The following is a 23,360-nucleotide window of genomic DNA, read 5'->3' as shown; positions in this document are numbered from 1 at the left end:
TTCCTTCTTTCCTTAATGAGATTCAGTACTGACGTGTTTTCATGCTTTCAATCTGCATTTTATTCACACTGAACTGAAATCATTCAAAACATGAGAAGGTGACCGCTGATGTTTAAAATCGGGTTTTCGGGAAATCAGTGCGCCTGCTTTATTTATGCAGTAAGGGCTGCATGGCAGCCCTTAAATTGACTTCACAATATTCTGATCTGAAAATTGGTGTTCAAACATTTTGGACTGGCTTACAGCATTGTTTTGAATGACAATGCCGATATTTCCCCCTCCGGAACCGAAAACGGTTTTTGATGCAGTCAGCGGACTGATGGATATGGCGCCGCCAACATTGACAACGCCGTTTCCTGATACGTTGTTTATCGTAATCGGGCAACCGCTCATTCTATTTTTTCTCCTTTCTCTCACAGTCTACTATCTATATGTACGCTGTAATATGAAATAAGATTAAACAAAACGGCAAAAAAAACCGGCTGCTGTGAGCCGGAAAGGGAGGGAAATACAGATATCATAGTGTTTTCGTTACATTTTGATCAGAGAATTGCGAGTTTAGAGATTGAGACGTGCTGAATTGGTTTAATTGCAGAACAATACCTATATTTCCTCCTCCTGAGCCGTAGACGGTTTTTGATACGGTTAAAGGGCTTATCGAAAACGCCCCGCCGACATTGACAACTCCGTTTCCGGAAAGACTGTTAATCGTAATAGGAAAACCAGCCATCATATACGGTCTCCTTTCTATTAATCTATTTACTATATGTACGCTGCGAATCAGAAATAGGAGTAAACAAAGCGGTAAAAAGTTATGAAACAAAAAAACTGCCGGACGTCCGGCAGTTTTTTGATTACTTTTCAAACGGCACCCAGCCGCCTGTATTCTGGATCATTTCCCATAACGGTTCAGGAAGTCGGTATTTCTCAATTTCAGATGCTTTAATGGCTTTTTCGATTTCCTGTTCGCGGCCTTCTTTGACCAGCACCGCCCATTCAGGGTTAATTAAAATGACACGTCCCAGAGCCACCAGCGGAATCCCGCTTTCTAATACGGCGAGCGCTTCGTCCGCGGTATAGATGGAACCGACCGCCATCAGCGGCACTTTGTGGCCGACGCGTTCGTTTAATAAATCCATCCGTGTCCGTGAAGTATCTGCGCCGCGGCGGGCTTTGGAATTGACATCCATCAGTGAAATATGCAGATAATCCAAGTTTTCTTCCGCAAGTGCATCAGCTAGCATGAATGTTTCTTTCATTGTAAGCCCCGGCGTTTCCGGCTCTTCCGGTGACAGACGGTAGCCGAGAACAAATGGATGTTCAGCGTGTGCATCAATCGCCTGTTTGACAGCGTCAACGACTGCAAGCGGGAACGCAAGGCGCTTTTCATCGCTTCCGCCCCAGCGGTCTGTGCGCTGATTTGTTTTCGGAGAATAAAATTGTTGAATCAAGTATCCGTTTGCCCCGTGAATTTCAACACCGTCAAAGCCGGCTTCAATCGCTCTGCGTGTCGCTTCGCCGAATGCTTTTACAATGTGCTCAATCTCTTGTTCAGTGAGAGCCCGGGAAGTTTGTCTGCCGTCTTCTTCTGAACCGCTTGGGCTGACGACGTCGTTATTCGGCACGAGTTCAGGAGGGCATTCCAATCCGCCATGGTGAATCTGCACAACGGCTTTCGCTCCTTGAGACTGGATCGCTTGAGCGAGTTTTTTCAAGCCGGGAATGTGAGAATCATCATAGATGCCGGGCTGGCCGGGAAACGCTTTGCCGTCAGGTGTTACGTTTGCACATGCCGTAATAACCATGCCCATTTCTTTTGAACGGGGAGTAATGTAGCTCAATTCACGTTCGGAAATCGTTCCGTCATCGTTTGATGAATAGTGTGTCATCGGTGCAACGGAAATACGGTTTGGTATGGTAACGCCGCTTTCGAACGTAAAAGGTTCAAACAGCGGTTTATATGTTTGCTTCATTATTTCGCCTTCTTCCTTAAAAGTTTAACTCGTCCGTATTCTAGCTTATGTTTTAATTGTGTGCAATTATTTTGCTTGTTCTTCTTCCTGAGGTTATGACCGGCCGAACCATTTAAACGACTGGAACGGTTTTCTCCGTTCCTTTTCAGGGTCTTTATACCCGCCTGAAATTTGATGGCCGATCGAGCTGAATATGACAGCGGCGGCGAATAGGAGAATGATTTTTTTCATATGCATATCTTCTTTCTTATCTTTTACAAGGTTATTTATAAGCATACGCTTGTGTGAAAAAACCGTCAAATTTGTTTTTATTCTTTTTTCCACTTTCCTGCGGCGAATATCGTTCCGATCTGAATCACAACACTTAACAGAGCGCAGACTGCCACAACTGTGTTGCTGTCCATAGAAGACACCCTCCTTTTTGTTAGGTTAATGTATCATATGACAGCTGTCTCTGTTTTGACAAAACCGTAATGCGGTGTTTCATATTTTTCAACAAAAAAGGGCGCTTTTTAGGCGCCTTTACTTTTTTTTCAGCCGATGCAAAGCGATTTGAACGGCGATGGCGTCATCCAGATAGCCGATCGGAAACATGTAATCCGGAATCACGTCTGTCGCTAAAATATAATACAGGAGCGCACTCCCGAGAATCGGGCGGTCTTCAGCCGGTGTTGATTCATCCATATATTGATGATGCATGTTTTTCAAGTGATCAATAAAAGGGCCGACACTTTCTTCATTATTCATTTTCTTTTGAAACTCATCACAAATCAGGCGATGGCCCTGCTGGGTTTTGGCATATTGTTCATACCTGGTCAGCTCGCGTTCAATTTGTTCACGGGAAAAAGGCTGATCAAACATCTCCGCCATGTTCAGCATATCCTGAATCGCGTGCATCGGATCTTGCGGCGCAGTCTCTTTTTCATGGCCGATGTCTATTCCTGACGCTTCAAGCAATTCCTCCAGCGGGGTGCGGAGGTGCTTTGAAAATTCCTGAAGATGCTTTAAATTGGCCTTCTGCTTGCCGTTTATAATCCGGGAGATGGTGGCCGTATCAATGTTGGCTAATGCGCCGAGTTTTCTCATGGAGAGAGAGTGCTTATCAAGCAGTGATTTTAAAAGGGGGCCCAATGTCTTATGTTCATTTTCTGCCAAGGGTGTCACCTCGTTTCCGCCGGAATGATGATAATCAGTCAATAATTTTTGCAGAAAAGGTACCTTTTCTGTGCTGATGAATAGGATAGTGTAGATTGGAACAGCACAACATGTTGAAAAGACATCAAAGAATGGGGAGAACATAACATGGCTTGGTTATTGATTTTAGGTTTGGCAGTGTCCTCGAGCATTGATAATTTAGGAGTGGGGATGTCATACGGCATCAGAAAGATCAAAATATCGCACGCATCAAATATAATGATCGCTTTTATCTGTTTTTTATTCAGTTATATCGGAATTTATTTCGGCAAATGGATTTCAGCCGTTTTACCGGGCTTTTTTCCCGTTTTGCTGGCGGCTTTTATTTTATCTGTGATCGGCATTCGCATCATCCTGCTGGCCGTGCCGAGAAAAAAAGAAAATACAGCGCCTGCTGACACATCTGGAAAAAAAGGCCGTTTCGCCGGTCTGCTGCAAAATCCGGAGACAGCGGATGCTGACGGTTCGGGAGAAATCGGTATATTGGAATCCATGGTTCTCGGGGTGGCCGTATCCGCAAATGCGCTGACCAACGGATTAAGCGCGGGCCTGATCGGGCTTTCTCCCGCTGCCATTTCCATCACTGCGGCGATCGGAAGCTTTCTGACCATATGGATCGGCTGCCTGCTTGGGAAAAAAGCTGCGTCACTGCGCATCGGTTCTTTCCATGTCGGACAGTTCAGCACGGTGCTGAGCGGAGTGATTATTCTCATCATTGCCGTCAATACGCTGCTCTTTTAAGTTGTCCCGTTCATTTTATGAAAAGCTCAAAATAAATATGAATCATTCTGTTCGGGAGAGCGCATGACGGGCTCTCTTTTTTTGCCGATCTGTCATTTTTTCAAAATGAATAGAAAGTCGTCCGTTTCCGTTAAATTTTGCATATCCGGCCATAAGACAGAACCTTTTTCATAGACGGATCAGCTCGCTTTCTTTCTAAGTTCAGGTAATCAGCGGGTCAGAAAGCCTTTATTCCAAATATGGAAAAGCGCTGGAGGGATGGAGGCTCCCTTTACAAATCGGCCATTCTGTTCAAAGATAAAGCCGAATGAGAAAACGTGAGGTGATCTGTGTGAAGTCTGCCATACTTCTGATCTTCACCGCATGGCTGTTATCAGGGTGCGAGTATACCGCGGAGGCTGATGCGGCGCCGTCATTTACACAGGACGGAACATTTATAAAAGCGGCCGGAAAAGATATGATCGCGGTCGAAATTGACGGAGAAAGGCAAGAGGTGAAGGTGCCTTTTGCTAAGCGGCTTGAATGTCAGTTTCTGCCTGAACATACGGCGGTGCAAATCACCTATAAAAAAGAGAGCAATGGACAATTACGGCTTGAAGAACTGAAAAAAGAAACAGATATGTGAAAAACGGGGAGGAAAAAACGTGGGCCTACTGACAAAAAGCGCTGCTGCATTCGGTGCCGCCCTTCTTCTGCTTGCGCCGTCCGCTTATGCAGCCGAGCCTTTGCAAGGGAAGACCATCTATATTGATGCCGGACATGGCGGAGAGGACAGCGGGGCCGGGGGAAATGGACTGCTGGAGAAAAACATCAATTTAGCGGTGTCAAACAAGGTAGCCGCCAAATTGGAAGCAGAAGGTGCAACACCTGTTGCGTCAAGGACTGACGATACTTTTTTGAGTTTGGACGAGCGGGTGGCGAAAGCAAGCGCCAGCCAATCCGATTTATTCGTCAGCCTTCATACGAACTCAGCCGTATCGACGGCATCGGGTACAGAAACGTATTTTAATTCAACATATGAAGGAGCAGACAGCGAAAGGCTTGCTTCTGATATCCAACAGCAGCTTGTCTCGTCTCTAGAGATGAGGGACAGAGGTGTAAAAGAAGCCCCTTTTTATGTCATTACATATTCAAAAATGCCTAGTGTGCTGGCTGAATTAGGCTTTATCACAAATCCTCAAGATGCGGACAAGCTGAAAAACGCTGACGGGCAAGAACACGCCGCCGACGCCATTGTAAATGGAATCGAAACCTATTACAGCGGCCAATAATCGTAAAATATGTGAAAATAGCGACCACCTTACGTGCATAACGATTATAATAGAGAAAACCGATGACAAACACCTGAGGTGACACATATGACGACTATTTTTGCCCACCGGGGGGCGTCGGGCGACTATCCCGAAAATACGATGCCCGCGTTCACAAAAGCGATTGAGGACGGGGCGGACGGAATCGAACTTGACGTACAGATGACAAAAGACGGCCGTATCGTGGTCATTCACGATGAAGCCCTTGACCGAACGACGTCTTTACAAGGATTTGTGAAAGATACGGCGTATGACAAAATCAGAACCGCCGATGCCGCCGGAAAATGGAAAGATTCTTTTAAAGGATTCAGAATTCCGCTTTTGTCAGACGTGCTGCGTTTTGCGGAGCGCGCCGATTTTCTGATCAATATTGAGCTGAAAAACAGTGTATTCCGCTACGAGGGTATGGAAAAAGAAGTGATCAAAAAAGTCAGGTATTACGGATTGGAAAAGCGCGTTATTTTTTCTTCATTTAATCATGAGAGCCTTGCGCTTTGCCATGCCTTGGCGCCTGAGATTGAACGGGCGGTGCTGACGATGGATGTGCTGTACCGACCTGAACAGTATCTCGCTTCAATCCCTGCTTCAGGTTATCATCCTAAGCTTGGTACGCCGGCGGTCAGCACTGAAGCGATCAAATATCTTGTAAAACACCAAGTGAAGCTCCGTCCGTTCACCGTTAATCGTCCGGAAGATATGAAGCAGCTGATAAAAGCGGGAGCAGACGCATTTTTTACCGATTATCCAAAGCTGGCTGTTTCTATAAAAGAAGAATGCCGCCATTAAGAAGACTGTTCAGACAGTCTTTTTTTTATGGGCAGAAACCGGAGGGGCGATCATAACGTGATCAGGAGGTTCATATAGTGTAACAGGGCGTTTTATGTAAGCGTTATCTTTTATTTTACTGAAAGTGAGGCAAAAGTGTGGGGAAAACGGTTATCGTCAGTGCGGCAAGAACACCGTTCGGAAAATTCGGCGGTGCATTAAAAGAGGTAAAAGCAGCCGAGCTTGGCGGCATTGCCATAAAAGAAGCAATCAAGCGCGCCGGCATCGGTGAAAGCGAAGCAGAAGGAGCGGTGATGGGAATGGTTGTCCAAGCGGGTGCGGGGCAGATTCCGGCACGGCAGGCTGCAAGGTATGCCGGGCTTCCATGGTCCGTTCCGGCTGAAACCATTAATAAGGTTTGTGCATCGGGGCTTAGAGCCGTTACCTTCTGTGATCAAATCATCCGGGCAAATGATGCCGACGTGCTGATTGCAGGCGGAATGGAAAGCATGAGCAACATCCCGTACGCCATTCCGGCCGGCCGCTGGGGTATAAGAATGGGAGACGGGGTTTTTCAGGATTTAATGGTCCATGACGGGCTGACCTGTGCGTTCGATCAGGTGCATATGGCTGTCCACGGAAGCGCTGCGGCCGAAAAGTACGGCATTTCCCGAGATGAACAGGATAATTACGCTCTTTCAAGCCAGAAACGCGCGGCCGAGGCGGCTGAGACGGGCAAATTGCAAGAAGAAATCGTTCCGGTTACCTGGACCGGCAAAAAGGGAAAACAGCATACTGTTACGCAGGATGAGGGGCTGCGCCCTGATACGAGCCTTGAGCAGCTCGCAAAGCTTAAGCCTATTTTTACAGCCGGCGGAACGGTTACAGCGGGAAACGCTCCCGGTGTAAATGACGGCGCCGGAGCATTTGTGCTGATGTCAGAGGAAAAGGCCGCGAAGCAGCATGTCAGACCGCTCGCTGCGATACTTGGCTTTGCGTCTGTCGGACTGGAAGCGTCTGAGCTTGCCAGCGCACCGGGAGAAGCGATCAGCCGGCTTTTGAAAAAAACCGGACTGTCCGTTGACGATATTGATTTGTTTGAAGTAAACGAAGCATTTGCGTCCGTCGTGCTCGTCAGCGAAAAGATTGCCGGATTCAGCCGGCAGAAAGTGAATGTAAACGGAGGGGCGATCGCGTTTGGCCATCCGATCGGCGCAAGCGGCGCCAGAATCATCATGAGTTTGATATACGAATTAAAGCGGCGCGGGGGAGGTTTAGGCATAGCGGCAATATGCAGCGGAGCGGCCCAAGGAGACGCCGTCCTGCTGGAGGTGTACTGATATAACGAGGGGAGCGTCAGATGAAGATGAAAACAATCATGGTCGCAGGTGCCGGTCAGATGGGAGCAGGTATCGCGCAGACGGCTGCAGAAGCTGGGTTTTCCGTCATGTTATACGATGTGGAGCCGGAATCGGTGACAAAAGGCCTTTACCGCATAAAGACAAATCTGGAGAAAGATCAGGCGAAAGGACGCAAGACACGGCATGAAACAGAATCCGTTTTCAGCCGCATCTCCCCGGCAGCGCTCACAGAAGCGGGAGATGCTGATTTTGTAATAGAAGCCATTGCCGAAAACAAAACAGCAAAGACTGAATTACTCGGCACACTTGACAAAATGTGTCCCCCTCATACCGTATTGGCAAGCAATACGTCTTCTCTTCCCATTACGGAACTTGCCGCTGTCACAAAAAGGCCTGACAAAGTAATCGGCATGCATTTTATGAATCCGGTTCCTGTCATGGAGCTTGTCGAGGTCATCAGAGGGCTTGCTACGTCGGAAGAAACGGCTGAAACAGTAAAGAAGCTTGCCGTCCGGATGAAAAAAACGCCTGTCGAAGTCAATGATTTTCCAGGCTTTATATCTAACCGTATATTAATGCCGATGATTAACGAGGCCGTTTATTGCCTTTACGAAGGGGCGGCTTCAAAGGAAGCGATTGATGAAGTGATGAAGCTCGGCATGCGTCATCCGATGGGGCCTTTAACATTAGCCGACTTCATCGGATTGGATACATGCCTTTCCATAATGGAGGTTCTCTATGCGGGGTTCGGAGATTCGAAATACCGCCCATGCCCGTTGCTCAGAAAATATGTCAGCGCCGGCTGGCTCGGCAAAAAAAGCGGGCGCGGTTTTTATGAGTACAACAGATGACATAAAAATCATGGGGGAGGCCTGCAGCCGTGCATTTTACAGAAGAGCACATCATGATGAGAAAAATGGTGCGCGATTTTGCACGCAAGGAAATCGCACCGATGGTTGAAATCATGGAAACAACCGATGAATTTCCGGACCGGCTGATTAAAAAAATGGGAGAAGCGGGTTTAATGGGCATCCCCGTCCCGGAAGCATACGGCGGAGCGGGGGCTGATACAACATCTTACATTTTAGCGATTCATGAAATATCAAAAGTCAGCGCGGCTGTCGGCGTCATTTTATCCGTCCACACATCGGTAGGGACAAACCCGATTCTGCATTTCGGGACAGAAGCCCAAAAACAAAGGTATATTCCAAAGCTGGCAGCGGGCGAATACGTCGGGGCTTTTGCGCTTACTGAGCCTCAATCCGGATCTGATGCGGGAAGCCTGAAAACAACGGCTGTGCGAAAAGGCGGTTCATATATTCTGAACGGTTCAAAAATCTTTATTACAAACGGCGGAGCGGCAGATCTGTATCTGACATTTGCCTTAACGGACCCGGGAAAAGGGAGAAAGGGGATTTCCGCTTTTATCGTTGAAAAAAACACACCCGGCTTTTCTGTCGGAAAGAAAGAAAAAAAGCTCGGATTGTTAGGTTCCAATACCGTCGAATTGCAATTTGACCAAGCGGAAATTCCAATTGAAAACCGGCTCGGCGAAGAGGGCGAGGGTTTTTCAATCGCCATGAAAAACTTAGATGTCGGACGGATCGGCATAGCGGCTCAGGCGCTCGGAATTATCGAAGCGGCGCTCGGCTGCTCGGCGGAATACGCCAAAACCCGCAGCCAGTTCGGCAGGCCCATTGCCTCGAATCAGGCGGTTTCTTTTAAACTTTCTGACATGGCGACGAATGCGGAAGCTGCCAAATTATTGGTCTATCATGCCGCTGATCTGTATCAGCGCGGGCTTCCGTGCGGAAAAGAAGCATCGATGGCAAAGCAATTCGCGTCTGATGCGGCGATGAAAGCGGCAGTGGAGGCTGTGCAGATTCACGGCGGCTACGGCTATATGAAAGAGTATCCCGCGGAGCGTTTATTTCGGGATGCGAAGGTCACGCAAATCTATGAGGGCACCAATGAGATTCAAAGGCTGATTATTTCTAAGTATCTTCTTCAATAAAAAGCGCGGAAAAGGAGCGAAACCATGGAATCTTATTCTCCCGGTTTAGATGGCGTCATTGCGGTGGAAACGGGGATTTCTTTTCTGGATACACAGCAGGGCAGGATTTTAATCAAAGGCCATGATCTGATCGAGCTTTCTAAAACGGCCGGCTATATGGATATTGTCCATCTCTTATTGGAAGACAGACTTCCTGATGCGAAAGAGAAGGCGGCGCTTGAAGATGACATCCGGCGCGGCGGAGACCTTCCCGAGGAAATCTTGCATATATGCCGTCTGCTGCCTGAACATACTCATCCGATGGACGGTCTGAGGACAGGCTTGTCCGCACTTGGCGGCTTTGACAAGAATATTGATGACCGCACCTCTTCTGTAAATCGGCACCGTGTACGCGGGCTGATAGGCAAAATGCCCAATCTGACCGTCAACAGCTATCGTGTCATAAACGGTCAGGAACCTTTAGCGCCTGTCGGAACCTTATCGTACAGCGCAAACTTTTTATATATGATTACCGGAAAAACGCCGTCCTCCTTGGAAGAAGAAATATTCGACAGGTCGCTTCTTTTATACAGTGAGCATGAATTGCCGAACTCAACATTTACAGCCCGTGTCATCGCTTCGACGCAATCGGATATTTACGGCGCTCTCACCGGAGCCGTCGCCTCGCTTAAGGGAAACCTTCACGGCGGAGCGAACGAAGCGGTTATGTACATGCTTGAAGAAGCGAAGGATACAGACGGGTTTATTCAATTGTTAACTCAGAAACTCGCAAACAAAGAAAAAATCATGGGCTTCGGCCATCGTGTCTACATGAAAAAAATGGATCCGAGGGCGCTCATGATGAAAGAAGCATTGAAAAAGCTGTCTGATCTCTCGGGGGATTTCCGTCTCTATCACATGTGTGAAGCCGGCGAAACCGTCATGCGGGAGAAAAAAGGCCTTTATCCGAATTTAGATTACTACGCAGCGCCGGTCTATTACATGCTCGGCATTCCGATACCGCTGTACACGCCTATATTTTTCAGCGCACGAACCGTCGGCCTGTGTGCGCACATCATTGAACAGCACAGCAGAAACCGGCTTTTCCGCCCGCGTGTCCGCTATACCGGAGCGCGCCTGTAAACAGATAAGAAAGGAAGATGAAAATCATGACAGAAACCCGCCGAATGGACGCCGTGATCGAAGAGATTTCTGATTACGTGCTCCATCAGGAGATTGACAGTTCAGAAGCTTTCACTACGGCAGGACATGTGCTTCTTGATACGATAGGGTGCGGAATTTTGGCGCTCAGCTATCCCGAATGTACAAAGCTGCTCGGCCCGATTGTCCCGGGAACCGTTGTGCCGAACGGCAGCCGGGTCCCGGGCACGCCTTTTGTATTAGACCCCGTCACTGCCGCCTTTAATATCGGATGCATCAACAGGTGGCTCGATTATAATGATACGTGGCTTGCGGCTGAATGGGGTCATCCGTCTGACAATCTCGGAGGCATATTAGCTTGTGCGGACTATATTTCCAGAGTGAGAATGTCTGAAGGGAAAGAACCGCTTACCGTGCGCGATGTGCTTCGCGCAATGATCAAAGCGCACGAAATTCAAGGGATTCTCGCTTTAGAAAACAGTTTAAACAGAGTCGGGCTTGACCATGTGCTGTTTGTGAAAGTGGCGACTGCGGCTGTTTGCGCCCACATGCTGGGAGGCTCAAAAGCGGAAATCAATAACGCCGTATCTCACGCCTGGCTTGATAATTCAAGCCTCAGAACGTACCGGCATGCGCCGAACACCGGGTCGCGCAAATCATGGGCGGCCGGTGACGCGACAAGCAGAGGCGTGTATTTGGCCCTCGTGGCGCAAAAAGGTGAAATGGGGTACCCGACGGCGCTGACCGCACCGGTGTGGGGATTTCAAGACGTATTATTTAACCGGCAGGAAATAAAGCTTGCCCGCCCGCTTGGGTCCTATGTGATGGAGAATGTATTGTTTAAAGTATCCTATCCGGCAGAATTCCACGCCCAGACAGCGGCGGAATGCGCGGTCCGGCTCCATCCGCAGGTGAAAGGCCGCATCGGGGAAATCGACAGGATCACGATTATGACGCATGAATCAGCAATCCGGATTATCGATAAAAAAGGGCCGCTTCACAATCCGGCAGACCGGGATCATTGCCTGCAGTACATTACGGCAATCGGGCTTCTTTTCGGAGATATAAAGGCAGATCATTATGAAGAGGAAACGGCGTCTGACCCGCGAATTGATACATTGCGGGGTAAAATGGAGGTGACGGAACACAAAGCGTACTCAAAGGATTACTTAGACCCGCATAAGCGATCCATCTCAAATGCCGTACAGGTGCATTTTACAGACGGCACAGCTACGGAACGGATCGAATGTGAATACCCGCTCGGGCACCGGTTCCGCAGAAACGAAGCCGTACCGAATATTCTTGCCAAGTTTTCAGCAAACATCAGCACTCATTTTTCATTGAAGCAGCAGCGTAAAATAGAAGAAGCCTGCAGACATAGCGGACGGATGCAGCAGCTCAGCGTTATTGAATTTATGGACTTATTTCTCATATAAAATAGGAGGGTGACAAACATGACGTGGATCGTCAGCAGGCAGTCGTCTCAAGAGGAGCTTGCAGAGCGGTTCCGTACGCTGATGACAGCGCCGGATGTATTGCAGATCCCCGGCGCTCATGATGCGATGGCTGCTCTTATCGCCAAGAAAACGGGGTTTTCGGCTCTTTATTTATCAGGTGCGGCTTACACGGCGAGCAGGGGGCTGCCCGATTTAGGCATCATCACGTCGGCGGAAATGGCTGAACGGGTTAAAGATTTGGTCCGCTCGTCTGATCTGCCGGTCCTTGTGGATATTGATACGGGTTTCGGAGGTATCCTGAACGCTGCCCGGACGGCGAAAGAAATGTATGAAGCGCGCGCAGCCGCCGTGCAGATGGAGGATCAGCGCCTGCCGAAAAAATGCGGGCATCTGAATGGGAAGCAGCTCGTGCCGATTGAAGAAATGGCGCAGAAAATCAAAGCGGTCAAGCAGGCCGCGCCGACTCTTCTCGTTGTTGCAAGGACAGACGCCAGACAGCAGGAAGGGCTGGATGGCGCCGTAAAAAGAGCGGCCGCTTATATAAAAGCGGGGGCTGACGCTATTTTTCCGGAAGCGCTCCAATCAGAAAGCGAATTCAGAGCGTTTTCCAAACAAACCAGTGTGCCGGTTCTCGCAAATATGACCGAGTTCGGAAAAACGCCGTATTACAGTGCGGAAGAATTTTCCGATATGGGCTGTCACATGGTCATTTACCCGGTCACATCACTCAGAACGGCGGCCAAGGCCTTTGAGCGTATTTTCCGCCTTATAAAAGAAGAAGGCTCGCAAAAAGCGGGGCTTTCCGATATGCAGACGAGAAAAGAATTATATGAAACGATCGCTTACGATGACTATGAAGAACTGGATCAATCCATTGCTAAAACGATACTGCCGGACGACTGAAAAAGCCCTTTTTTGCAAGGGCTTTTTTTACAGCTTTTTTTTCCTGAACCGCGGGCTGACTTGGTTGCGTTTCCGATCTCTGTACAGAATAAACCCTGCCACAATATAAAGGCCGAATAAAAAAAACGCCAGTCCGGCAGCTCCCTGAAGAAAAAAGGACGGAAACGGGGCAAACACATGCCCGAATAATGCATCTCTCATCAGCTTAATGCCGAGCGCCGCGACAGCGCCGGGGAGGACGAGAATCAAAAGCGCAACAAGCCGGCTCATATTCAGAAAACCCCTTTACGATGTGATTTCCTTTATTGTCCAATCGAAAAAATATTTTGTCAAGAGATGAAAACATGGTAACATAGGGGTTGTGCAAATTATTGCAACGGAAAATACAGGTGTGCAAATTTTTTCATATAAAGGGGTATCGGGATGCAGAAGGTGCTGATTATAGGTGCTGGTAAAGGAGGCACGGCGCTCTTACAGATTTTGATGAAAACAAAGCTGATCCAAATTATTGCGGTGGTTGATCAAGATCCGGAGGCGCAAGGGCTGCAAGAAGCCCGGAAATATGGAATTGCAACCTCATCAGATTGGAAATCTTACATAACCGAAGATATAGATATCATCATCCATACAACGGGCGACAAGGCGGTCATGGATGAGCTGCTCCAACAAAAAAAAGAACAAACCATCGTCATGCCGGGAAAATTGGCGTACATGATGTTTCAGCTGATGGAGGAAAAACAGGAGCTTATTCAAATGCTGAAGTCCCAGACGTATAAGCATGACCGGATTTTTAATTCAACGCATGACGGCATGATTTTTATAGACGTCAATGAAACGATCATTTTATTTAATCAAATGGCTGAAAAAATGGTCGGTCAAAAACGGGAAGATGTCATCGGCCGCCAAATTAAAGACGTAGTGCCGAATACAAAACTGCCGCGGATTCTGGAAACGAGAGAGCCGGAGTATAACCAGAAGCAGCTCCTCGGAAAGCACCTTCAGATTGTCACGACAAGACTGCCGATCATTGATGAAGGCGGGAAGCTTCTCGGGGCGTTATGTGTGTTTAAAGACATCACGGACGCGGTTGAGCTGGCAGAAGAGGTCACGAACTTAAAACAAATCCGCACTATGCTTGAAGCGATTATTCAATCGTCAGACGAAGCCATTTCCGTCGTTGATGAAAACGGCATCGGAATGTTAATCAACAAAGCGTATACAAAAATGACCGGACTGGCAGAAAGCGAAGTCATCGGAAAACCCGCCTCCACCGATATTTCGGAAGGGGAAAGCATGCATCTGAAAGTATTGGGGACAAGGCGGCCCGTACGGGGGGTAAGGATGAAAGTCGGCCCCAATAAAAAGGATGTCATCGTGAATGTTGCCCCTGTTATTGTCGACGGTATTTTAAAAGGCAGCGTCGGCGTCATTCACGATGTGTCAGAAATTAAAACGCTGACGGCTGAATTGAACCGGGCGCGCCAGATCATCCGCACGCTTGAAGCGAAATACACGTTTGATGACATTATCGGCACGAGTGAACAAATGCTGGTCGCCCTTGAACAGGCGAAGCTCGGGGCGAAAACGCCGGCGACGATTCTGCTGCGGGGAGAATCCGGCACCGGGAAAGAACTTTTCGCCCACGCCATCCATAACGAAAGCGACCGAAAATACAATAAATTCATCAGGGTCAATTGTGCAGCCCTGTCTGAATCCCTGCTTGAATCCGAGCTTTTCGGCTATGAGGAAGGCGCGTTTACGGGCGCGAGGCGCGGGGGCAAAAAAGGGCTTTTTGAAGAAGCGAATAACGGCAGCATTTTCTTAGATGAAATCGGGGAGCTGACCCAAAGCACCCAGGCGAAGCTGCTCAGGGTTCTGCAGGAAAAAGAAATTATCAGAGTCGGCGGCGCTAAAGCGATTCCTGTCAATGTCAGAATTATCGCAGCGACAAATGTCAACATCGAAAAAGCCATGGCGGAAGGGACGTTCCGGGAAGACCTGTATTACCGGATTAACCGTTATCCGATCTCCATCCCGCCGCTTCGGCAGCGTAAAGAAGATATTGAAGCGCTGAGCATTCGGCTCATTGAAAAAATCAATCAGGATTACGGACGCAATGTAAAGGGACTCTCGCCCAACGCGCTGCGTGCTTTATCAGCCTACAGCTGGCCTGGAAACGTACGAGAGCTTGAAAATGTGCTCGGCCGGGCGATGATATTTTTAGAGCCGAACATGGAGCGGATCGAACAGCAGCATCTGCCTGTTTTTGAAACAGAGCTGAATGAAAAAAACGGCGCTCAAAGTGATTTTCCGGATGTGGAAGGAGAAAAACTCTCTCAAGCCGTTGAAAAATTTGAAGCGCATGTCATTCAAAAAACACTTGAAAAGCACAAATTCAACCGAACCAAAACGGCAAAAGCGCTTGGCGTCAGCATTCGGAATCTGTACTACAAAATGGACAAGTACGGCCTTGCAAATGACGGCATGCAATAAATTGCAGAAACAGCGCAACCAGCTGCATGTTTTCTTGAAAAAAGGCCGGAATAACCCTCCCGCATATTTGGCACGGAACTTGCATTGATAAAAGCGGATTCGCACAAGGAAGGTGGTACAAAATGAAGCTGAGAGACCTAGTTGAAAAAGCCGCGGCAAAAAACGCAAAAACCATTGCAGTGGCCCACGCAGCAGATAAAGAAGTGATCCAAGCCGTCAAAATGGCGGCAGAACACTTATCGGCACGATTTTTACTGACGGGTGACAGTGAAAAGCTGAAAGAACTCCTGGCAAACGAGCCGAAGTTTAATGCTGAAATCGTCCACGCCGATTCACCTGAAGAATCTGCGGCAAAAGCAGTGCGGGCAGTGCGTGAACAAGAGGCTGATATTTTAATGAAAGGGAATCTGCCGAGCTCAACTCTTCTGAAATCGGTGTTAAACCGACAGGAAGGGCTGCGTTCAAAAAAGGTGTTATCACATGTAGCCGTTTTTGAGGTGCCGGACTATGACCGGCTGATGTATGTAACGGATTCGGCGCTGAACATTGCCCCGTCTCTTGAAGAGCTTCGGCATATTCTGCAAAATGCGGTTTATGTCGCGCATTCAGTAGGGAACCCTATGCCAAAAGCTGCAGTCCTTGCCGCAATTGAAACGGTCAACCCGAAAATGGAGGCGACGCTGAACGCCGCTGCAATCGTCCAAATGTGCAATAGAGGACAAATTACGGGCTGCATTGCGGACGGACCGCTTGCTTTGGATAATGCCGTATCCCAAGCGGCCGCGCTCCAAAAAGGAATTTCCGGAAGCGTTGCGGGCCAGGCGGATATTCTCTTGGTTCCTTCAATTGAGGCCGGAAATATGCTTTACAAGTCAATGATTTATTTTGCGAAAGCAAATGTTGCTGCCGTCATCGCCGGTGCGAAGGCGCCGATTGCATTAACGAGCAGAGCGGATACCGCAGAAAATAAACTGTATTCAATTGCGCTTGCGATTTGCGCATCACAAGAACAGTAGGAGGAACGAACCTATGGAAATTTTTAAATATATGGAGACTTATGATTACGAACAATTGGTATTCTGCCAAGATGAACAATCTGGATTAAAAGCGATCATCGCGATTCATGATACAACGCTCGGTCCTGCACTCGGCGGAACAAGAATGTGGACATATGACAGTGAAGAAGCTGCGATTGAAGATGCATTAAGACTCGCAAAAGGCATGACTTATAAAAATGCGGCTGCCGGACTAAACCTGGGCGGCGGGAAAACCGTTATTATCGGGGACCCGCGCAAGGATAAAAATGAAGAAATGTTCCGTGCATTCGGCCGGTACATCCAAGGCTTAAACGGAAGATATATTACGGCGGAAGACGTCGGCACCACCGTTGAAGATATGGATATTATTCATGATGAAACAGACTATGTAACAGGGATTTCTCCTGCATTCGGTTCCTCAGGAAATCCGTCTCCGGTTACGGCGTACGGCGTATACAAAGGGATGAAAGCTGCTGCTAAAGCGGCGTTCGGCACTGATTCATTGGAAGGAAAAACAATTGCTGTGCAAGGCGTGGGAAATGTGGCTTATAATCTTTGCCGCCACCTTCACGAAGAAGGCGCTTCTTTAATCGTGACGGATATCAATAAAGAATCTGTTAAACGTGCCGTTGAGGACTTTGGCGCCCGTGCAGTCGATCCGGACGACATTTACTCACAGGCGTGCGATATTTATGCTCCGTGTGCTCTCGGCGCTGTCATTAACGATGACACGATTAAACAGCTGAAGGCGAAAGTCATTGCGGGAGCGGCCAATAACCAGCTGAAAGAAACACGTCACGGCGATACCATTCATGAGATGGGAATCGTATACGCACCGGACTATGTCATCAATGCCGGCGGCGTCATCAATGTAGCAGATGAGCTTTACGGCTACAATGCAGAGCGGGCTTTGAAAAAGGTTGAAGGCATCTATGCAAACATTGAACGGGTGCTCGATATTTCTGCGCGTGACGGCATTCCGACATACTTAGCGGCTGACCGTCTTGCTGAGGAACGAATTGAGCGCATGCGCCGTTCAAGAAGCCAGTTTCTGCAAAACGGCCAAAGCATATTAAGCAGACGGTAGGAAATTGATCTGGAGGTATGAAAATGTTCGAACAGGAAAAACGCATTCTCATTCTGAATCCAGGCTCAACATCAACGAAAATCGGCGTCTTTCACAATGAACGCTGTATATTTGAAAAGACGCTGCGGCACCCCGAAGAAGAGCTGAAAACATTTAACAGCATTATCGCCCAATACGAATTTCGAAAAATAAGCATACTTGAGTCTCTGCACGAACAGGGCATCAACATTTCAAAGTTTGATGCCGTTTGTGCCAGAGGCGGCCTGCTCAGACCGATTGAGGGCGGAACATATGAAGTGAATGACGCCATGATCACTGATTTGAAAAACGGCTACAACGGCCAGCATGCTTCCAATCTGGGCGGAATTATTGCCAGGGAAATTGCTGACGGGCTAAATATCCCGGCATACATCGTCGATCCGGTCGTGGTGGATGAGATGACTCCGCTCGCTAAAGTATCAGGGATGCCTGAAATCAAGCGGAAAAGCATTTTTCATGCTTTAAACCAAAAAGCCGTTGCCCGTCAGGCGGCGGCGTCCCTCGGCAAGCGGTATGAACAGATGAAGATGGTCGTCACCCACATGGGCGGAGGGATCACAGTCGGCGTTCATGACTGCGGAAGGGTGACGGATGTCAACAACGGGCTTCACGGTGAAGGACCTTTAAGTCCGGAACGTGCGGGAACCGTTCCGGCTGGAGATCTGGTGGAAATGTGTTTTTCCGGCAAATATTCAAAAGCCGATATGATGAAAAAACTTGTCGGCACCGGCGGACTGTCCGGCTACCTGGGAACAACGGACGCGTTGAAAGTGGAAAAACGAATTCAGGACGGAGATGAGCATGCAAGGCTCATTTATGATGCCATGGCTTATCAAGTAGCAAAAGAAATCGGGGCGGCAAGCGCCGTTTTAAAAGGAAAAGTAGACATTATCGTCCTGACGGGCGGATTAGCGTACGGGAAACGTTTCGTATCCGCCATCAGATCGTACATAGATTGGATTTCGGATGTACTGGTGTATCCGGGAGAAAATGAACTGCAATCTCTCGCGCAAGGCGCACTTCGGGTTTTAGCCGGTGAGGAGCAGGCAAAACAATATCAGATCGGCGAAGGAGTGAAAACAGATGGCGACTGAGTATGATGTGGTCATTCTGGGCGGCGGAACTGGCGGTTATGTCGCCGCCATCAGAGCGGCCCAGCTCGGCTTAAAAACGGCCGTTGTAGAAAAAGAAAAACTCGGCGGAACATGCCTTCATAAAGGATGTATCCCGAGTAAAGCGCTGTTAAGAAGCGCGGAAGTGTATCGAACCGCAAAGGAAGCGGCATCGTTCGGCATTGAAACGGAAGGTGTCTCCCTCCGTTTTGACAGTGTGCAAAAACGAAAGCAGGGAATCGTTGACCGGCTGGCCGGCGGTGTAGCCCACCTGATGAAAAAGGGGAAGATTGATGTATTCAACGGGTACGGACGTATGCTCGGCCCTTCCATCTTCTCACCTCTTCCAGGTACAGTTTCCGTTGAATACGCAAATGGCGAAGAAAACGACATGCTGATACCGAAACAATTGATTATCGCAACCGGTTCGAGACCGAAAATGCTGCCGGGTTTAGAAGCTGACGGTACATATATTCTGACGTCAGATGAAGCGCTTGAGCTTGAACGTCTGCCCCAATCCATGATGATCGTCGGCGGCGGTGTCATCGGTATTGAATGGGCATCCATGCTGAACGATTTCGGCGTCGATATCACTGTGATCGAATATGCGGACCGCATTTTGCCGACTGAGGACCGTGATATTTCAAGCGAAATGGAAAAACTGTTAACGAAAAAAGGAATTAAGATCGTGACGGGTGCGAAAGTGCTTCCGGATACATTGAAGAAAGCGGACGGTGTTTCAATTGATGCTGAAAAGAATGGAAAAAGCGAAACGTATCATGCAGAAAAAATGCTTGTTTCCATCGGCCGCCAGCCGAACATTGAAGGAATCGGCCTTGAAAACACGGACATTGTAACGGAAAACGGTTCTGTCGTCGTAAATGAAGCCGGACAGACGAAGGAATCGCACATTTATGCGATCGGTGATGTTGTCGGCGGACTGCAGCTTGCACATGTGGCATCCCGTGAAGGCATCATTGCCGTTGAGCATATGGCGGGTCTTAATCCGGCGCCTCTTGATGCCGCTCTTGTGCCAAAATGCATTTATTCAAATCCGGAAGCTGCGAGTGTCGGTTTGACAGAAGAAGAAGCCGAACGCAAAGGACACGAACTTAAGATCGGAAAGTTTCCGTTCATGGCGATCGGAAAAGCTCTTGTTTACGGGGAAAGCGACGGCTTTGTCAAAATCGTCGCCGACCGGAACACAGATGATATTCTCGGTGTTCATATGATCGGTCCGCACGTCACTGATATGATCTCTGAAGCGGGGCTTGCCAAGGTGCTCGATGCGACGCCGTGGGAAATCGGCCAGTCCATACACCCGCACCCGTCGCTTTCAGAGGCGATTGGAGAAGCTGCACTAGCCGCAGACGGAAACGCGATTCATTTTTAAAAGGAAAGAAGGAGGGGTTTGAATGACTACAAACCGCCATCAAGCATTAGGGCTTTCTGACGCGGAAGCCGTTGAAATGTATAGAACCATGCTGTTAGCCAGAAAAATCGACGAAAGAATGTGGCTGTTAAACCGCTCGGGCAAAATTCCGTTCGTTATTTCATGTCAAGGGCAGGAAGCGGCACAAGTAGGCGCGGCCTATGCTTTAAACCGCGATACCGACTATGTGCTTCCTTACTACAGAGATATGGGGGTTGTGCTTGCATTCGGTATGACTGCAAAGGATTTGATGATGTCCGGTTTTGCGAAAGCGGCTGACCCGAACTCAGGCGGAAGGCAGATGCCGGGACACTTCGGTCAAAAGAAAAACAGAATCGTAACGGGCTCCTCTCCTGTTACGACGCAGGTCCCTCACGCAGTCGGGATCGCGCTTGCGGGACGCATGGATAAAAAGGATATCGTTTCTTTCGTGACCTTTGGAGAAGGCTCTTCCAATCAGGGAGATTTTCACGAAGGGGCGAACTTTGCCGCCGTGCATAAATTGCCGGTCATTTTCATGTGTGAAAACAATAAGTATGCCATTTCTGTCCCGTATGACAAACAGGTGGCCTGCGAGAATATCTCCGACCGGGCGGTAGGCTACGGCATGCCGGGCATCACTGTTGACGGAAACGATCTGCTTGAAGTTTATCGTGTCGTGAAAGAAGCGCGCGAACGTGCGTCTAAAGGCGAAGGCCCTACATTAATCGAAACGGTTTCCTACCGTTTGACGCCGCATTCGAGTGACGACGACGACAGCAGCTACAGAGAACGCAAAGAAGTAGAAGAAGCAAAGAAACAAGATCCGCTTCTTATATACAAAACATACCTTCAAGAAGCCGGGCTTCTTAGTGAAGAAGAAGAAAAGACCATGCTGGATGACATCATGGCGATCGTAAACGAAGCGACAGACGAAGCGGAGAAAGCGCCATATGCATCTCCTGAATCAACGCTTGATCACGTTTATGCGAAGTAGGGAGGAATACTTATGTCTGTAATGTCTTATATTGACAGTATTAATGCAGCAATGAAAGAAGAAATGGAAAGAGATCCGCGCGTTTTTGTTCTCGGGGAAGACGTCGGGAGAAAAGGCGGCGTGTTTAAAGCCACGGCAGGTCTCTATGAGCAGTTCGGAGAAGAGCGGGTGATGGATACGCCGCTTGCGGAATCAGCGATTGCGGGTGTCGGCATCGGCGCCGCCATGTACGGCATGCGTCCGATCGCGGAGATGCAGTTTGCCGATTTCATTCTTCCTGCGGTCAACCAAATCATTTCAGAAGCGGCAAAAATCCGCTACCGTTCAAACAATGATTGGAGCTGTCCGATGGTCATCAGAGCGCCTTATGGCGGCGGCGTGCACGGGGCGTTGTATCATTCCCAATCTGTGGAGGCCATCTTTGCCAACCAGCCGGGCCTTAAAATTGTCATGCCTTCAACTCCTTATGATGCAAAAGGGCTGTTAAAAGCTGCTGTCCGTGACGAAGACCCCGTACTGTTTTTTGAGCATAAGCGGGCGTACCGCCTGATTAAAGGCGAAGTCCCTGCTGATGATTACGTCCTTCCGATCGGTAAGGCGGATGTAAAACGCGAAGGCAGCGACATTACTGTCATTACGTACGGTTTATGCGTCCATTTCGCTCTGCAGGCTGCCGAGCGTCTTGAAAAAGACGGAATTTCCGCGCACATATTAGATTTGCGTACGGTCTATCCGTTAGATAAAGAAGCCATCATTGAAGCCGCATCTAAAACGGGTAAAGTATTGCTGATCACAGAAGATACGAAAGAAGGCGGCATTATGAGCGAAGTCGCCGCCATTATTTCTGAGAACTGCTTATTTGATTTAGACGCACCGATCAAGCGGCTTGCGGGTCCTGACGTTCCGGCGATGCCTTATGCGCCGGCAATGGAAAAATACTTCATGATGAATCCTGACAAAGCAGAAGCCGCGATGAGAGAATTAGCGGAGTTTTAAAGACGTAAGGAGGTTTTTGACATGGCGATTGAACAAATGGCTATGCCTCAGCTCGGAGAGAGCGTGACGGAAGGGACGATCAGCAAATGGCTGGTATCCCCGGGTGATCAAGTGAATAAATATGACCCCATCGCGGAGGTCATGACAGATAAAGTGAATGCAGAGGTGCCGTCTTCTTTTACCGGTACGATTACAGAACTAGTAGGGGAAGAAGGGCAGACTCTTGCAGTAGGCGAGATCATCTGCAAAATTGAAACAGAAGAAACGGCAGCCGAAGAGGCGCCGAAGCGGGAAGAAGTGCAGAATCCCCCTGCAGACACCGATTCAAACCGTGCAGGTAAAGATCAGTCAAATAAAGCGCGATATTCGCCGGCTGTGCTCAGATTAGCGGGAGAACACGGCATTCAGCTTGAAGAAGTTGAAGGAACGGGTGCAGGCGGAAGAATTACGCGAAAAGACATTCAAAAGATCATTGATTCGGGAATGCAGCAGAAGACGGAAGCACCGGCACCGGCTGCCGTCCAGACAACGCAACAAGCGCCGAAACAGCAGCAAAAACAAGCGCCGGCACCAGCTCTGTCAGCCGGTGATATTGAAATTCCGGTTACAGGCGTCAGAAAAGCCATCGCAGCCAATATGCATAAAAGCAAAACAGAAATTCCGCATGCCTGGACGATGATGGAAGTTGACGTCACGAACATGACGGCGTACAGAAACAGCATTAAAGACTCGTTTAAACAAAAAGAAGGCTTCAATTTAACATTCTTCGCTTTCTTTGTAAAAGCGGCGGCGCAGGCTCTTAAAGAGTTCCCGCAAATGAACAGCATGTGGGCGGGGGACAAAATCGTCCAAAAGAAAGACATCAACATCTCCATTGCCGTTGCCACAGAAGATTCGCTGTTTGTTCCGGTTATTAAGCATGCTGATGAAAAAACGATTAAAGGCATAGCCAGAGAAATAACGGATCTTGCGAAAAAAGTGAGAGACGGAAGACTTGCCGCCGATGATATGCAGGGCGGCACCTTTACCGTCAATAACACGGGATCTTTCGGCTCGGTTCAGTCTATGGGCATTATCAATCATCCGCAGGCAGCCATTCTTCAGGTAGAATCAATCGTCAAACGTCCGGTTGTCATGAATAACGGGATGATTGCCGTGCGTGATATGGTTAATCTTTGCCTGTCTTTAGATCACAGAGTGCTTGACGGGCTCGTATGCGGCCGTTTCCTCGGACGCGTCAAAGAAATTTTAGAAAACATTGACGAAAATACTTCAGTCTATTAAAAAAAACTCCCTTTTGCCCTGGCGGCAAAGGGAGTTTTTTTCAGTT

The 23,360-nt window shown here is 48.6% G+C and carries 24 protein-coding genes; 18 read left to right on the top strand and 6 right to left on the bottom strand.

Annotated features, from left to right (window positions below):
* Positions 1-180: 180 nt before the first annotated feature.
* From AD710_RS00260 to AD710_RS00240, 5 genes are all read right to left on the bottom strand, one after another.
* Positions 181-393: a spore germination protein gene (locus AD710_RS00260; RefSeq protein WP_016939010.1), complete on the bottom strand. Its 213-nt coding sequence runs from the start codon at positions 391-393 to the stop codon at positions 181-183.
* Positions 394-517: 124 nt separating this feature from the next.
* Positions 518-730 carry a spore germination protein gene (locus AD710_RS00255; RefSeq protein ID WP_032864884.1) on the bottom strand — a complete coding sequence of 71 codons (213 nt, stop codon included), beginning with the start codon at positions 728-730 and terminating at the stop codon, positions 518-520.
* A gap of 124 nt (positions 731-854) precedes the next feature.
* Positions 855-1,973, bottom strand: a complete 1,119-nt coding sequence (locus AD710_RS00250) for an NADH-dependent flavin oxidoreductase (RefSeq protein ID WP_016939012.1) — start codon at positions 1,971-1,973, stop codon at positions 855-857.
* 93 nt (positions 1,974-2,066) lie between these two features.
* The gene (locus AD710_RS19720; RefSeq protein ID WP_162829239.1) at positions 2,067-2,204 is read right to left on the bottom strand and encodes a hypothetical protein; all 138 of its coding nucleotides are present in this window, start codon (positions 2,202-2,204) and stop codon (positions 2,067-2,069) included.
* Between the two features lie 291 nt (positions 2,205-2,495).
* On the bottom strand, positions 2,496-3,128 hold the full coding sequence (locus AD710_RS00240; protein WP_016939014.1) for a helix-turn-helix domain-containing protein: 633 nt from the start codon (positions 3,126-3,128) through the stop codon (positions 2,496-2,498).
* Between the two features lie 147 nt (positions 3,129-3,275).
* Between AD710_RS00240 and ytaF the strand changes: the two genes are divergently transcribed.
* The 10 genes from ytaF (at position 3,276) to prpB (ending at position 12,858) form a co-directional block, all read left to right on the top strand.
* Positions 3,276-3,908, top strand: coding sequence for a sporulation membrane protein YtaF (gene ytaF / locus AD710_RS00235; protein ID WP_047475649.1), 633 nt, complete (start codon positions 3,276-3,278; stop codon positions 3,906-3,908).
* A 307-nt stretch (positions 3,909-4,215) separates the two neighbouring features.
* Positions 4,216-4,533, top strand: a complete 318-nt coding sequence (locus tag AD710_RS00230; protein ID WP_049626997.1) for a hypothetical protein — start codon at positions 4,216-4,218, stop codon at positions 4,531-4,533.
* 19 nt (positions 4,534-4,552) lie between these two features.
* Entirely contained in the window at positions 4,553-5,179 is a 627-nt protein-coding gene (locus tag AD710_RS00225; RefSeq protein WP_047475651.1) for an N-acetylmuramoyl-L-alanine amidase family protein, read from the top strand.
* An 87-nt stretch (positions 5,180-5,266) separates the two neighbouring features.
* Complete coding sequence (locus tag AD710_RS00220; protein ID WP_049626996.1) at positions 5,267-6,004, top strand: glycerophosphodiester phosphodiesterase; 738 nt, start codon at positions 5,267-5,269, stop codon at positions 6,002-6,004.
* 137 nt (positions 6,005-6,141) lie between these two features.
* Positions 6,142-7,323 carry an acetyl-CoA C-acetyltransferase gene (locus tag AD710_RS00215; protein WP_049626995.1) on the top strand — a complete coding sequence of 394 codons (1,182 nt, stop codon included), beginning with the start codon at positions 6,142-6,144 and terminating at the stop codon, positions 7,321-7,323.
* Positions 7,324-7,343: 20 nt separating this feature from the next.
* Positions 7,344-8,195 carry a 3-hydroxybutyryl-CoA dehydrogenase gene (locus AD710_RS00210; protein ID WP_049626994.1) on the top strand — a complete coding sequence of 284 codons (852 nt, stop codon included), beginning with the start codon at positions 7,344-7,346 and terminating at the stop codon, positions 8,193-8,195.
* 29 nt (positions 8,196-8,224) lie between these two features.
* Positions 8,225-9,358 carry an acyl-CoA dehydrogenase gene (locus AD710_RS00205; RefSeq protein ID WP_016939022.1) on the top strand — a complete coding sequence of 378 codons (1,134 nt, stop codon included), beginning with the start codon at positions 8,225-8,227 and terminating at the stop codon, positions 9,356-9,358.
* A gap of 24 nt (positions 9,359-9,382) precedes the next feature.
* Positions 9,383-10,480, top strand: coding sequence for a citrate synthase (gene mmgD / locus AD710_RS00200; RefSeq protein ID WP_049626993.1), 1,098 nt, complete (start codon positions 9,383-9,385; stop codon positions 10,478-10,480).
* A gap of 26 nt (positions 10,481-10,506) precedes the next feature.
* Positions 10,507-11,934: a bifunctional 2-methylcitrate dehydratase/aconitate hydratase gene (locus AD710_RS00195; RefSeq protein ID WP_156187145.1), complete on the top strand. Its 1,428-nt coding sequence runs from the start codon at positions 10,507-10,509 to the stop codon at positions 11,932-11,934.
* Between the two features lie 18 nt (positions 11,935-11,952).
* A complete protein-coding gene (gene prpB, locus AD710_RS00190; RefSeq protein ID WP_049626991.1) occupies positions 11,953-12,858 on the top strand; it encodes a methylisocitrate lyase in 906 nt (301 codons plus the stop codon).
* A gap of 27 nt (positions 12,859-12,885) precedes the next feature.
* On the opposite strand, the gene AD710_RS00185 is transcribed toward prpB, so the two are convergent.
* The gene (locus tag AD710_RS00185; RefSeq protein ID WP_049626990.1) at positions 12,886-13,128 is read right to left on the bottom strand and encodes a DUF2627 domain-containing protein; all 243 of its coding nucleotides are present in this window, start codon (positions 13,126-13,128) and stop codon (positions 12,886-12,888) included.
* A 153-nt stretch (positions 13,129-13,281) separates the two neighbouring features.
* Here AD710_RS00185 and AD710_RS00180 point away from each other — a divergent pair, with 153 nt between their 5' ends.
* The 8 genes from AD710_RS00180 (at position 13,282) to AD710_RS00145 (ending at position 23,314) form a co-directional block, all read left to right on the top strand.
* Entirely contained in the window at positions 13,282-15,351 is a 2,070-nt protein-coding gene (locus AD710_RS00180) for a sigma-54 interaction domain-containing protein (protein ID WP_049626989.1), read from the top strand.
* A gap of 122 nt (positions 15,352-15,473) precedes the next feature.
* The gene (gene yqiS / locus AD710_RS00175) at positions 15,474-16,367 is read left to right on the top strand and encodes a phosphate butyryltransferase (RefSeq protein ID WP_049626988.1); all 894 of its coding nucleotides are present in this window, start codon (positions 15,474-15,476) and stop codon (positions 16,365-16,367) included.
* A 13-nt stretch (positions 16,368-16,380) separates the two neighbouring features.
* The gene (gene bcd, locus AD710_RS00170) at positions 16,381-17,475 is read left to right on the top strand and encodes a branched-chain amino acid dehydrogenase (protein ID WP_007612452.1); all 1,095 of its coding nucleotides are present in this window, start codon (positions 16,381-16,383) and stop codon (positions 17,473-17,475) included.
* A 17-nt stretch (positions 17,476-17,492) separates the two neighbouring features.
* A complete protein-coding gene (gene buk, locus AD710_RS00165; protein ID WP_095241629.1) occupies positions 17,493-18,608 on the top strand; it encodes a butyrate kinase in 1,116 nt (371 codons plus the stop codon).
* Complete coding sequence (gene lpdA / locus AD710_RS00160) at positions 18,598-20,019, top strand: dihydrolipoyl dehydrogenase (protein ID WP_016939030.1); 1,422 nt, start codon at positions 18,598-18,600, stop codon at positions 20,017-20,019. The genes buk and lpdA overlap by 11 nt, the downstream gene beginning before the upstream one ends.
* A 22-nt stretch (positions 20,020-20,041) precedes the next feature.
* On the top strand, positions 20,042-21,034 hold the full coding sequence (locus AD710_RS00155; protein ID WP_049626987.1) for a thiamine pyrophosphate-dependent dehydrogenase E1 component subunit alpha: 993 nt from the start codon (positions 20,042-20,044) through the stop codon (positions 21,032-21,034).
* 12 nt (positions 21,035-21,046) lie between these two features.
* Positions 21,047-22,030: a 3-methyl-2-oxobutanoate dehydrogenase subunit beta gene (gene bfmBAB, locus AD710_RS00150; RefSeq protein WP_045927155.1), complete on the top strand. Its 984-nt coding sequence runs from the start codon at positions 21,047-21,049 to the stop codon at positions 22,028-22,030.
* Positions 22,031-22,051: 21 nt separating this feature from the next.
* The gene (locus AD710_RS00145) at positions 22,052-23,314 is read left to right on the top strand and encodes a dihydrolipoamide acetyltransferase family protein (RefSeq protein ID WP_049626986.1); all 1,263 of its coding nucleotides are present in this window, start codon (positions 22,052-22,054) and stop codon (positions 23,312-23,314) included.
* The last annotated feature ends 46 nt before the right edge of the window (positions 23,315-23,360 follow it).

Origin of the sequence: Bacillus sp. JFL15, from assembly GCF_001184225.1 — a bacterium.
In the GTDB taxonomy this organism is placed as follows: Bacteria; Bacillota; Bacilli; order Bacillales; family Bacillaceae; genus Bacillus; species Bacillus siamensis.
This window is presented reverse-complemented; position numbering and strand designations above follow the sequence as displayed.